The organism is Streptomyces sp. NPDC048002 (genome assembly GCF_040653275.1).
Classification (GTDB): domain Bacteria; phylum Actinomycetota; class Actinomycetes; order Streptomycetales; family Streptomycetaceae; genus Streptomyces.
The window spans coordinates 46,695-59,157 of record NZ_JBEZNL010000035.1 but is presented as its reverse complement, the minus strand read 5'-3'; the positions used below and the strand labels follow the sequence as shown (position 1 = coordinate 59,157).

Genomic DNA, 12,463 nt, shown 5'->3' with positions numbered 1-12,463 from the left:
CAGTTCCCAGATCGGTCAGTTGTGGTGCTGAATGGGAAGTGCGGGGATACGCAACGGCGCACGCCCGGCACAGCGGGAGGGGCGTTGCGTGACTGGCGGCTGAGAGGGGTTTGTTCGTGCACGCTTTCTCACACAGCACCACATCGACGCCGACGGCGGTAGCGGTCCCACCATCGCTCTCACTCCCGGTGATCGAGGCGGCGTTTGCCAGGCGACTCCATCCGTATTGGCCCCGGCTCCAGGAGAAGACCCGCGCCTGGCTGCTGGAAAAACGGCTCATGCCGGCGGACAAGGTGGAGGAATATGCCGACGGCCTTTGCTACACCGACCTCATGGCGGGGTACTACACGAACGCGCCGGACGACGTCCTCCAGGCGATTGCGGACTACAGCGCCTGGTTCTTCGTCTGGGACGACCGTCACGACCGCGACATCGTGCACCGCCGCCCGGCCGCCTGGCGACGGCTGAGGTTCCGGCTGCACCGCGCGCTCGACGCGCCGCAGGACCATCTGCACCACGAGGATCCGCTGGTGGCCGCGTTCGCCGACAGTGTGACGCGGCTGTACTCGTTCCTGCCGGCCACCTGGAACGCCCGCTTCGCCCGGCACTTCCACACGGTGATCGAGGCGTACGACCGGGAATTCCACAACCGCACGAACGGGGTCATCCCCACCGTCGACGAATATCTCGCCCTGCGCCGTCTCACCTTCGCCCACTGGATCTGGACGGACCTGCTGGAGGCGAGCGCCGGGTGTGAACTCCCCGACTCGGTGCGGAAACACCCGGCTTACCGGCGGGCGGCACTGCTGAGCCAGGAATTCGCCGCCTGGTACAACGACCTCTGCTCGCTCCCCAAGGAAATAGCGGGCGACGAGGTGCACAATCTCGGAATCAGCCTCATCAAACACCGGGGGCTGACCCTTGAGGAATCGGTGGCGGAAGTCAGGCGACGCGTCGAGGAATGCATATCCGAATTCCTGGTCGCCGAGCGTGCCGCACTCCGATTCGCCGACGGTCTCGCCGACGGCACCCTGCGGGGAAAGGAACTGAGTGCCGCCGTACGGGCCTGCGTCCGCAATATGCGGAACTGGTTCAGCACCGTCTACTGGTTCCACCACGAGTCCGGCCGTTACATGGTCGACAGTTGGGACGACCGGTCCACGCCCCCGTACGTCAACAACGAAGCGGCAGGTGAGAAATGACCGTCGAGTCTGTGAAGCCCGAAACGCAGATATATGCGGAATCCGAGTTGCGTGAACCGCCGCTCGCCGGTGGAGGTGTGCCGCTGTTCGGGCACGGCCTGCGACTGGCGCGGGATCCGCTGGCCTACATGACGCGGCTGCGCGAGCACGGTGACGTCGTCCGGCTGAGGCTCGGCCCGAAGACGCTGTACGCGGTCACCACCCCCGAACTCGCCGGCGCCCTCGCGCTCAGCACCGACTTCAAGATCGGCGGCCCGCTCTGGGAGTCCCTCGAAGGGCTCCTCGGCAAGCAGGGCGTGGCCACCGCCAACGGGCCCGTGCACCGGCGCCAGCGGCGCACCATCCAGCCGGCCTTCCGGCTCGACGCCATCCCCGGGTACGGGCCGATCATGGAGGAGGAGGCGCACGCGCTCACCGCGCGCTGGCAGGGCGGCGAGACCGTCGACTGCACCTCCGAGTCGTTCCGGGTGGCCGTCCGGATCGCCGCGCGCTGTCTGCTGCGCGGTGACTACATGGACGAGCGCGCCGAGCGGCTGTGTGTCGCGCTCGCGACGGTGTTCCGCGGTATGTACCGGCGCATGGTGATTCCCGCCGGACCGCTCTACCGGCTGCCGCTTCCGCCCAACCTCAAATTCAACCGGGCACTGGCCGATTTGCATCTGGTGGTTGACGAGATCGTCGCGGAGCGACGGGCATCTGGTCAAAAGCCGGACGATTTGCTGACGGCATTGCTGGAGGCGACCGACGACAATGGTGAGCCCATCGGGGAACAGGAGATCCACGATCAGGTGGTCGCGATACTCACCCCGGGAAGCGAAACCGTGGCGTCCACGATCATGACGTTGCTCCAAGTGCTCGCGGAACACCCCGAGCACGCCGACCGGGTGGCGGCGGAGGTCGAATCCGTCACCGGCGGACGGCCTGTCGCATTCGAGGACGTCCGTAAGCTGCGGCACACGAACAATGTCGTCATCGAGGCCATGCGTTTGCTTCCGGCCGTCTGGATATTGACGCGCCGGGCTCTGGTCGACACGGAGTTGGGCGGGTATCGCATTCCGGCGGGCGCGGACATCGTGTACAGCCCGTACGCGATCCAGCGGGATCCGAAGTCGTACGCGGATCATCTGCGGTTCGACCCCGACCGCTGGCTTCCGGACCGTGCGAAGGATGTGCCGAAATACGCCATGACACCCTTCAGTGTCGGCAACCGGAAGTGCCCGAGCGACCACTTCTCCATGGCGCAACTGACGCTGATCACGGCGGCGCTGGCGTCGGAGTACCGCTTCGAGGAGATGCCGGGCTCCGACGGCGCGCCCCGGGTCGGCATCACGCTCCGGCCGAACGACCTGAGGCTCAGGCCGGTGCCCCGGTGACGGCTCAGGCCGCCTCGGGGCCCCGGAACGTGCGCCGGTAGGCGTGCGGGGTGGTGCCCAGCGCACGCAGGAACTGATGGCGCAGCGCGGCCGCGGTGCCGAACCCGGTGCGGCCCGCGACCGCGTCCACCGTCTCGTCCGTCGTCTCCAGCAACTGCTGGGCCAGCACCACGCGTTGGCGCAGGATCCAGCGGTAGGGAGTGGTTCCGGTCTCCTGCTGGAAGCGGCGGGCGAAGGTGCGCGGTGACATGTGGGCGCGCTCGGCGAGCTGCTCGACGGTGACCTCCTCGTCGAGATGCCGTTCCATCCAGGTCAGGACGGAGCCGACGGTGTCGCACCGGGAACGGGGCAACGGCCGGTCCACGTACTGCGCCTGGCCGCCTTCCCGGTGCGGCGGTACGACCATCCGCCGGGCGATGGCGTTGGCCACCTCCACGCCCTCCTCCTTGCGCACGAGGTGCAGACAGGCGTCGATGCCGGCGGCCGTGCCGGCCGAGGTGATCACCGGGTCCGCGTCGACGTACAGCACGTCGGGCTCGACGACCGCGCGGGGGAAGCGCCGGGCGAGTTCGTCCGCCTGGCGCCAGTGCGCCGCGCAGCGGCGGCCGTCCAGCAGCCCGGCCGCGCCGAGCACGAACACGCCGGAGCAGACGCTGAGCACCCGCGCCCCGCGGTCGACGGCCCGCACCAGGGCGTCGAGGAGCGCGGGCGGGTACTCCCGGCCGATGTAGTCGCTGCCGGCCGGCACGGCGATCAGGTCGGCCTCGTCCAGCCGCTCCAGGCCGTGCGGGGTGGAGACCGTGAAGCCGGCGACATGGGTGCTCAGGGCGGGGCCCTCCGCGGAGACGACCGCGAAGTCGTACACCGGGAGCCCCTGGTCGCCGCGGTCGAGTCCGAAGACCTCGCAGACGACGCCGAGTTCGAAGGGGTGCACACCGTCGAGCAGGACGGCGGCCACGTTCTTCAGCATGCCGCCAGTGTGCCACGCGGCTGGCAGTAATTCGATGGTGTGCGGCAGTACTGCCACTGTCAGGAGTGTCCGCCGCGTACGACGATTACCGCATGGACGCAATCATCGGATTCACCGCCGCGGTCGTTCTCTTCGCCCTGCTGGCCGCCCCGGCGCTCGTGGGCCTGCGCCACGAACGCCGGATCGACCGCCAGCTACGGGCGGACCGCCCCGCTCAGAAGTCCTCGTCCAGGTCGACGGTCCCCTCGACCGCGACCTGGTACGCCGAAGGACGCCGCTCGAAGAAGTTGGTCAGCTCCTGAACGCCCTGGAGCTCCATGAAGGAGAAGGGGTTCTCCGATCCGTAGACCGGGGCGAAGCCGAGCCGCGTCAGACGCTGGTCGGCGACGCACTCCAGGTACTGCCGCATGGACTCGGTGTTCATGCCCGGGAGGCCGTCGCCGCACAGGTCGCGCGCGAACTGCAGCTCGGCCTCGACGGCCTCCCGCAGCATGTCGGTGACCTGCTCCTGGAGCTGGTCGTCGAAGAGTTCCGGCTCCTCCTTGCGGACCGTGTCCACGACGTCGAAGGCGAAGCTCATGTGCATCGTCTCGTCGCGGAACACCCAGTTGGTGCCGGTGGCCAGGCCGTGCAGCAGGCCCCGGCTGCGGAACCAGTAGACGTAGGCGAAGGCGCCGTAGAAGAACAGGCCCTCGATGCACGCCGCGAAGCAGATCAGGTTGAGCAGGAAGCGGCGGCGGTCGGCCTGGGACTCCAGCCGGTCCAGCTTCTCGACCTCGTTGATCCACTTGAAGCAGAACCCGGCCTTCTCGCGGATGGAGGGGATGTTCTCCACCGCGTCGAAGGCGGCCGCCCGGTCCTCCGGATCGGGGAGGTAGGTGTCCAGCAGCGTCAGATAGAACTGGACGTGCACGGCCTCCTCGAACAGCTGCCGGCTCAGGTACAGCCGCGCCTCGGGGGAGTTGATGTGCTTGTACAGCGTCAGCACCAGGTTGTTGGCGACGATCGAGTCACCCGTGGCGAAGAACGCCACCAGCCGGCCGATCAGGTGCTGCTCCATCGGGGACAGCTTCGCGAGGTCGGCGACGTCCGAGTGGAGGTCGACCTCCTCGACGGTCCAGGTGTTCTTGATCGCGTCCCGGTAGCGCTCGTAGAAGTCCGGGTAGCGCATGGGGCGCAGAGTCAGCTCGAAGCCGGGGTCGAGCAGGTTCTTGGTCTCGTTGGACATTACTGGCAGGCCTCGCAGGACTCGGGGTTCTCAAGGGAGCAGGCGACCGCCTCGGGATCGGCGGCCTGCTGCACGGGGAGGGTGGCCTGCGCGGCGCGGGCGATCCGGGTCGCCGGGCGCGAGCGCAGGTAGTACGTCGTCTTCAGCCCGGACTTCCAGGCGTACGCGTACATCGAGGAGAGCTTGCCGATGGTCGGCGTCTCCAGGAACAGGTTCAGGGACTGGGCCTGGTCCAGGAACGGGGTCCGGGCGGCGGCCATGTCGATCAGTCCGCGCTGCGGGATCTCCCACGCCGTGCGGTACAGGTTCCGTACGTCCTCGGGGATCCAGGCGAAGTCCTGCACCGAGCCGCTGGCCTCGCGCAGCGCCTCCCGGGTCCGCGCGTCCCACACGCCGAGGTCCTTCAGGTCCTGCACCAGGTAGGAGTTGACCTGGAGGAACTCCCCGGACAGCGTCTCGCGCTTGAACAGGTTGGACACCTGCGGCTCGATGCACTCGTAGACGCCGGCGATCGAGGCGATGGTGGCGGTGGGCGCGATGGCCAGCAGCAGCGAGTTGCGCAGGCCGACCGAGGCGATCCGGGCGCGCAGGGCCGCCCAGCGCTCCGGCCAGTTGAGGTCGGTGTCGTAGTGGTCGGGGTGCAGTACGCCCTGGGCGGTGCGGGTCTTCTCCCACGCCGGGAGCGGGCCGTTGCGCTCGGCGAGGTCGGTGGACGCCTCGTAGGCGGCCAGCATCACGCGCTCGGCGATCCGGGTGGACAGCGCCTTGGCCTCGGGGGAGTCGAACGGCAGCCGCAGCTTGAAGAAGACGTCCTGCAGGCCCATCGCGCCGAGTCCGACCGGACGCCACTTGGCGTTGGAGCGGCCCGCCTGCTCGGTCGGGTAGAAGTTGATGTCGACGACCCGGTCCAGGAAGGTCACGGCGGTACGGACGGTGGCGTCGAGGCGCTCCCAGTCCAGGTCGCCGGCGGCCGTGTCGACGAACGCGCCGAGGTTGACCGACCCCAGGTTGCAGACCGCGGTCTCGCCGTCGTCGGTGACCTCCAGGATCTCCGTGCAGAGGTTCGAGGAGTGCACCACGTGGCCCGGCAGGGCGGTCTGGTTCGCGGTGCGGTTGGCGGCGTCCTTGAAGGTCATCCAGCCGTTGCCGGTCTGCGCCAGGGTGCGCATCATCCGGCCGTACAGGTCACGGGCCGGGACGGTCCGGCGGGCGAGCCCGGCCGCCTCCGCCTCGCGGTACGCGGCGTCGAACTCCTCGCCCCACAGGTCGACCAGCTCGGGCACGTCCGCGGGGGAGAACAGCGACCAGTCCTGGTCGGCGTTGACCCGGCGCATGAACTCGTCCGGGATCCAGTGCGCGAGGTTCAGGTTGTGCGTACGGCGGGCGTCCTCACCGGTGTTGTCCCGCAGCTCCAGGAACTCCTCGATGTCGGAGTGCCAGGTCTCCAGGTACACCGCGGCCGCTCCCTTGCGCCGGCCGCCCTGGTTCACGGCGGCCACGGAGGCGTCCAGCGTCTTCAGGAACGGCACGATGCCGTTGGAGTGCCCGTTGGTGCCGCGGATCAGCGAACCGCGCGAACGGATGCGGGAGTACGACAGACCGATGCCGCCGGCGTGCTTGGAGAGGCGGGCGACCTGGTGGTAGCGATCGTAGATGGAGTCCAGCTCGTCCAGCGGCGAGTCCAGCAGGTAGCAGGACGACATCTGGGGGTGCCGGGTACCGGAGTTGAAGAGGGTGGGGGAGGACGGCAGGTAGTCCAGGCGGCTCATCAGGCCGTAGAGCGCGGAGACCTCGTCCACGGAACGCGCCGAGTCGTCCTCGGCGAGGCCGGCGGCGACCCGGAGCATGAAGTGCTGGGGCGTCTCGACGACCCGGCGGGTGATCGGGTGCCGCAGCAGGTACCGGCTGTGCAGCGTGCGCAGGCCGAAGTAGCCGAAGCGGTCGTCGGCGCCGGTGTCGATCAGCGCGTTCAGCCGGGCCGCGTGGGTCCGCACGAACGCGGCGGTCCGGTCGGCGACCAGCCCCTCGCGGTGCCCGACCGCGACGGACTCGGTGAAGGAGGTGACGCCCTGCGAGGCGGCCTCGGCGGCGATGGAGAGGGTCAGCAGCCGGGCGGCCAGCCTGCTGTAGGCGGGGTCCTCGGAGATGAGGCCGGCCGCGGCCTCCGTGGCGAGCTCGCGCAGCTCCGCCTCGTCGGCCCGAGCGGACCGGCCGCGCAGCGCCGCGGCGGCGACCCGGCCGGGGTCGGCGTCGGGGAGGTCGGCGGTCAGCTCGGTCAGGGTCCGCAGCAACGCGGTACCGGGACCGTCGGTCTGAACCAGGTCGGCTGAAGCCGGGTCGGCTGGCGCGATGGTCACGTGGGGCTCTCCCTCGCTCGGCACGGGGCCTTGCGGAGGACAGGCGGCAGCTCACGAGCGCACGGGGCGTCGCGCCCACCGGCCCATTCCACGAGGCCCGGACGTCGAAAGCGCACCGGCCGGGTGGCCGGGCGCGCTGTCGGCAGGTCCTCGGACTGACTCCTGCGCAGGCCGGTTCGGGGAACAGACATGCACAAGTACACCGTTGCGGGACAGTTCCGGATTCGCACCGGATTCCCCTGCGGCGGCAGCGAGCATGAGCATACATCTAGTGCCGGGGCGCGGTGGCACCCCCAGATGTTGTGTCGCGTCGGCTTCAGAGCGTCAACTGATAGGTGAGCAGAGTGAACTCGGGGTGCTCCGGCACGGGGTTCCAGTCGCGGTCCGGGGCGCGGGTGAAACCGAGCCGTCCGTAGATGCGGTGGGCGGTCCGCATCAGGGGCTGGGTGGAGAGCACCAGGCCGGTGCAGCCGGGCGTGGCGCGGGCGTGGTCGACGCAGGCCCGCACCAGGGCCTCGCCGACGCCCCGGCCCCGGGCGCCGTGGTCCACGGCGAGCATGCGGATCTCCGCCTCGCCGGGGCCGGCCAGATCGGCCATCGGTCCGCCGGCGCGGACGAAGGTGACGCCCCCGAGCGGCCGGTCCTGCTCCACGGCCGCCAGCACCAGCGCCGCGGCCGCCCGCTTGGCCACGTCCCGCAGCTCCCCGAGGTACCAGTCGCTCTCCCCGAAGGCCAGCAGCCCGTCCCGGAGATAGGCGCGGGCCGTGATCCCGCCCAGTTCCTCGTACTCGGCGGCGCGCGCCTCACGGATCAGGAAGTCCATGGGGTCGAGTCTGTACGACGACGGGCCGCCGGAACACCTGCTGTCCGGCGGCCCGTCCTGGGGGAGTCTCAGTGCAGCGGCGCCAGGTCCTTCTGCACGCCCGGGTCGCCCGCGTCCGCGGTGTAGTCCTCGGGGCGCGTCTCGTCGACGCCCTCCGGGGCCTTGGCCGCCCTCAGCGCGAAGGTCAGCACCACCGTGACGAGCAGGTTCAGCACGAACGCCGTCAGACCGATGTAGCCGATCTCACCGATGCCGGGGATCTCCTTGGAGGAGCCGCCGAAGTGCTTCTGCGTCGGCGAGGCCACCCCGTAGGCCGCCACCGTGCCGTAGACCATGCCGACCGCCCAGCCGCCCAGCAGCGCCCAGCGGTGGAACCAGCGGGTGAACAGACCGCCCACCAGGGCCGGGAAGGTCTGGAGGATCCAGATGCCGCCCAGCAGCTGGAAGTTGATGGCGACCGTCTTGTCCATGGTCAGCACGAAGGCCAGGGCGCCCACCTTCACCAGCAGGGACACGATCTTGGAGACCTTGGTCTCCTGCGCCGGTGTGGCGTCCGGCTTGAGGAAGTCCTTGTAGATGTTGCGGGTGAAGAGGTTGGCCGCCGCGATCGACATGATCGCCGCCGGCACCAGGGCGCCGATGCCGATCGCCGCGAAGGCCACGCCCGCGAACCAGTCCGGGAACATGTTCTCGAACAGCTGCGGAATGGCCAGCTGGCCGTTCTCCACCTTCACCCCGGCCGCGATCGCCATGAAGCCCAGCAGCGCCAGCAGGCCCAGCATCAGGGAGTAGAGCGGCAGGATGGTGGTGTTGCGGCGGATCACGTCCCGGCTCCTGGACGACAGGGTCGCCGTGATCGAGTGCGGGTACATGAACAGCGCCAGCGCCGAGCCGAGCGCCAGGGTGGCGTAGGTCCACTGGCCCGCCTCCGGCGGGACCAGTCCGCCGCTGCCGGTGCTGGTGAACTTCTCGTCCGCGGCGGCGAAGATCTCGTCGAACCCGCCCAGCTTGATCGGGATGTAGATGATCGCCACCGCGATGACCAGGTAGATCAGGGTGTCCTTGACGAAGGCGATCAGCGCGGGGGCGCGCAGTCCGGAGGAGTAGGTGTACGCCGCCAGCACGCCGAAGGCGATCAGCAGGGGCAGGTCCTTGATGAACCAGTTGGTGTTCTCCCCGCCGCCGACGCCCATCACGTCCAGCACCGCCTGGATGCCGACGAGCTGAAGGGCGATGTACGGCATGGTGGCGAGGATGCCGGTCAGCGCGACGGCCAGCGACAGGCCCTTGGAGCCGAAGCGTCCGCGCACGAAGTCCGAGGTCGTCACATAGCCGTGCTTGTGGGACACCGACCACAGCCGGGGCAGGAAGGTGAAGATCAGCGGATAGACGAGGATCGTGTACGGCACGGCGAAGAAGCCCGCCGCGCCCGCCGCGTAGATCGCCGCCGGGACGGCCACGAAGGTGTAGGCCGTGTACAGGTCGCCGCCGAGCAGGAACCAGGTGACCCAGGTGCCGAACGACCGTCCGCCCAGGCCCCATTCGTCGAGGCTGTGCTCGTTCTCGGCCTTGCGCCAGCGCGCGGCGAGGAAGCCCATCACCGTCACGGCCAGGAAGAAGAAGATGAAGACGGCGAGCGCGACGCCGTTCACGCCGTCGTTCATCCGGCCGCACCGCCCTTCGCGGCGGCGCGGGCACGGGCGCGGGCCCGCTGGTCACGCTGCCACAGCTGGTACGCGGTCATCGTCAGCGCGGTCGACAGCAGCACCCAGGCCATCTGGTACCAGTAGAAGAACGGGATGCCGATGAACTCCGGGTCGGCCTTCGCGTACGAGCCGACCCACAACATCGCCACGAAGGGCGCGAAAAGGCAGAGGCCGATGACGACGCGCACAGGCGTCACCACCGGCTCTCCGCTCACCTCTGGGGCATCTGACATCTGACGGCTCCGTCCCCTCGCAGACCACCTGTGTAACGCGCAGGCAATCTAGGTCACGCCGCGAGGCAAACGGAACCCCTCGTCCGCATAACGGATCGGACTCGAAGGGAACAAAAGCCTGGTACTCGGCCCGAAAGGACTACTCCTGAGGGCGCTTCAGGCGTGCGACGAACTTGTACCGGTCGCCCCGGTACACCGAGCGCACCCACTCCACCGGCTGTCCGTCCCGGTCCAGCGAGTGGCGGGAGAGCATCAGCATCGGCAGACCCACGTCCGTGCCGAGCAGTCCGGCCTCGCGCGGAGTGGCCAGCGAGGTCTCGATGGTCTCCTCGGCCTCGGCGGGCTGTACGTCGTAGACCTCGGCCAGCGCCGTGTAGAGGGAGGTGTACTTGACCAGCGAGCGGCGCAGCGCCGGGAAGCGCTTGGCGCTCAGGTGGGTGGTCTCGATGGCCATCGGCTCACCGTTGGCCATGCGCAGCCGCTCGATGCGCAGCACCCGGCCGCCGGCCGTGATGTCGAGCAGCTCGGCGAGGCGGTCGTCGGCCGTGATGTACCCGATGTCCAGCAGCTGCGAGGTCGGTTCGAGGCCCTGGGCGCGCATGTCCTCGGTGTACGAGGTGAGTTGCAGGGCCTGGGAGACCTTCGGCTTGGCGACGAAGGTGCCCTTGCCCTGGATCCGCTCCAGCCGGCCCTCGACGACGAGTTCCTGGAGGGCCTGGCGCACCGTCGTGCGGGAGGTGTCGAACTCCGCCGCCAGCGTCCGCTCGGGCGGGACCGGGGTGCCCGGCGCCTGGGTCTCCGTCATGTCGAGCAGGTGCTTCTTCAAGCGGTAGTACTTCGGCACGCGCGCGGTACGGACGGTGGCCCCACCCTCGTGCTCCGCACTGCTGACGTCGGTGCTCATGCTCTGCCTTCCCGGCTCCGGATGCGGCTCACATCGTGGCACGGCAGCGCACCGGGATGGCCCCGTACGCTCCGTGATCCCCTCTGTATACCGCCGCCGTCACTTTTGGTCTAGTCCATCAGTTCAAGTGGTCTACCGGAAGCATGCGCTCCTCGGTCGGTGTTTTCGCTGCCTTCTTACTTAAAGGTTCCTGCATATGTAGGTCCCATAACGGCTGGTCAGAGGCGATTCGAGCACCCTTGACAGGCCTGTTGGTCTGGGCCAAGCTCCGGGTACTGGTCTACACCATTGGTCCAGGTCCCGGCCCCACGTGACGCGGGGGAGCCAGGGGGGTTTCGTGGGCATCCCTGAGGAGGGTGGCGTGAAGCGCAAGCTCATATCCGCGATCGGTGTCGCGGCAATGATGGTCTCCATCGCGGCGTGCGGGAGCGACGACGGCAGCGACGAGGGCGGCAAGGCCGGCGCGGACGGGTACGCGGGCCAGACCCTCACCGTCTGGGTGATGGACGGATCCTCCCCCGACCAGTGGCAGAAGGACGTCGCCGCCGCCTTCGAGAAGAAGACCAAGGCGAAGGTCAAGTTCGAGGTCCAGCAGTGGAACGGCATCCAGCAGAAGCTGACCACCGCCCTGTCGGAGGAGAACCCGCCGGACGTCTTCGAGATCGGCAACACCCAGACCCCGGCCTACGCCAAGACCGGCGGCCTCGCCGACCTGGCCGACCTCAAGACCGAGATCGGCGCGGACTGGACCGAGTCCCTGAACAACTCCTCGGTCTTCGAGGGCAAGCAGTACGCGGCGCCGTGGTACTTCGCCAACCGTGTCGTCCTCTACAACAAGAGCATCTGGGCCGAGGCGGGCATCAAGGACACCCCCAAGACCCGCGACGAGTTCTACGAGGACCTGAAGACGATCGGCGAGAAGACCGACGCCGAGCCGATCTACCTCCCCGGCCAGAACTGGTACCACTTCGTCGGCCTCACCATCGGTGAGGGCGCCGAGCTGGTGAAGAAGGAGGGCGACAAGTACGTCTCCAACCTGGACGACCCCAAGGTCGCCGCCGCCATGGAGACGTACAAGAAGTTCCAGGCCCTGTCCGAGGCCCCCAAGGACAAGGACGAGGCCACCCCGCAGCAGGGTGAGGTCTTCGGCAAGGGCAAGGTCGGCGCCTTCATCGGCATGGGCTGGGAAGCCGGCATCGCCATCGAGGCCAACAAGAAGATCGAGAAGGAGATCGGCTACTTCACCATCCCCGGTGCCACGGCCGACAAGCCCGAGGGTGTCTTCCTCGGCGGCTCCAACCTCGCCGTCGCCGCGGGCAGCAAGAAGCAGGAGCTGGCCAAGGAGTTCCTGCGGATCGCCCTCTCCGACGAGCACGAGGGCCAGCTGGCCAAGCTCAACGGCGTCATCCCCAACAAGGAGTCGCTGCAGAGCAACCTCGCGGGCAACGTCGTCGCCGAGGCCGCCGCTCCGGCCGCAGCGGGCGGTGGCACCACGCCGCTGATCGCGGAGTGGGCCGCGGTGGAGAACGCGCCCAACCCGATCAAGACCTACATGACCGCCGTGCTGAACGGCAAGTCCCCGGCCGAGGCAGCCGCCCAGGTCGAGGAGGAGTTCAACAAGCGTCTGTCGCAGCAGCAGTAGACGCACCCGGGTGGGGGCCGCTCAG

10 protein-coding genes and 1 riboswitch are annotated in these 12,463 nt (G+C 68.8%); of the genes, 3 read left to right on the top strand and 7 right to left on the bottom strand.

The features are described from left to right. Positions 1–116: 116 nt before the first annotated feature. Complete coding sequence (gene cyc1 / locus AB0E07_RS31045) at positions 117–1,202, top strand: epi-isozizaene synthase (RefSeq protein WP_362259629.1); 1,086 nt, start codon at positions 117–119, stop codon at positions 1,200–1,202. Further along, positions 1,199–2,575, top strand: coding sequence for a cytochrome P450 (locus tag AB0E07_RS31040; RefSeq protein ID WP_362259626.1), 1,377 nt, complete (start codon positions 1,199–1,201; stop codon positions 2,573–2,575). The genes cyc1 and AB0E07_RS31040 overlap by 4 nt, the downstream gene beginning before the upstream one ends. Positions 2,576–2,579: 4 nt before the next feature. Here AB0E07_RS31040 and AB0E07_RS31035 read toward each other — a convergent pair whose 3' ends face one another. The 7 genes from AB0E07_RS31035 to AB0E07_RS31005 form a co-directional block, all read right to left on the bottom strand. Further along, positions 2,580–3,545 carry a helix-turn-helix domain-containing protein gene (locus tag AB0E07_RS31035; RefSeq protein WP_362259623.1) on the bottom strand — a complete coding sequence of 322 codons (966 nt, stop codon included), beginning with the start codon at positions 3,543–3,545 and terminating at the stop codon, positions 2,580–2,582. Between the two features lie 214 nt (positions 3,546–3,759). Beyond that, the gene (locus AB0E07_RS31030) at positions 3,760–4,773 is read right to left on the bottom strand and encodes a ribonucleotide-diphosphate reductase subunit beta (protein WP_362259620.1); all 1,014 of its coding nucleotides are present in this window, start codon (positions 4,771–4,773) and stop codon (positions 3,760–3,762) included. Continuing rightward, entirely contained in the window at positions 4,773–7,130 is a 2,358-nt protein-coding gene (locus AB0E07_RS31025) for a ribonucleoside-diphosphate reductase subunit alpha (protein ID WP_362259617.1), read from the bottom strand. The genes AB0E07_RS31030 and AB0E07_RS31025 overlap by 1 nt, the downstream gene beginning before the upstream one ends. Positions 7,131–7,253: 123 nt before the next feature. Continuing rightward, positions 7,254–7,401: riboswitch (cobalamin riboswitch) on the bottom strand. A gap of 45 nt (positions 7,402–7,446) precedes the next feature. Then, positions 7,447–7,953 carry a GNAT family N-acetyltransferase gene (locus tag AB0E07_RS31020; protein WP_362259614.1) on the bottom strand — a complete coding sequence of 169 codons (507 nt, stop codon included), beginning with the start codon at positions 7,951–7,953 and terminating at the stop codon, positions 7,447–7,449. Between the two features lie 68 nt (positions 7,954–8,021). Further along, entirely contained in the window at positions 8,022–9,617 is a 1,596-nt protein-coding gene (gene mctP, locus AB0E07_RS31015; RefSeq protein WP_362259611.1) for a monocarboxylate uptake permease MctP, read from the bottom strand. Next, entirely contained in the window at positions 9,614–9,892 is a 279-nt protein-coding gene (locus AB0E07_RS31010) for a DUF3311 domain-containing protein (protein ID WP_362259608.1), read from the bottom strand. The genes mctP and AB0E07_RS31010 overlap by 4 nt, the downstream gene beginning before the upstream one ends. A gap of 139 nt (positions 9,893–10,031) precedes the next feature. Continuing rightward, entirely contained in the window at positions 10,032–10,796 is a 765-nt protein-coding gene (locus tag AB0E07_RS31005) for a GntR family transcriptional regulator (protein WP_362259605.1), read from the bottom strand. A 361-nt stretch (positions 10,797–11,157) separates the two neighbouring features. Between AB0E07_RS31005 and AB0E07_RS31000 the strand changes: the two genes are divergently transcribed. Continuing rightward, positions 11,158–12,438 carry an extracellular solute-binding protein gene (locus AB0E07_RS31000; RefSeq protein WP_362259602.1) on the top strand — a complete coding sequence of 427 codons (1,281 nt, stop codon included), beginning with the start codon at positions 11,158–11,160 and terminating at the stop codon, positions 12,436–12,438. Positions 12,439–12,463: the final 25 nt, after the last annotated feature.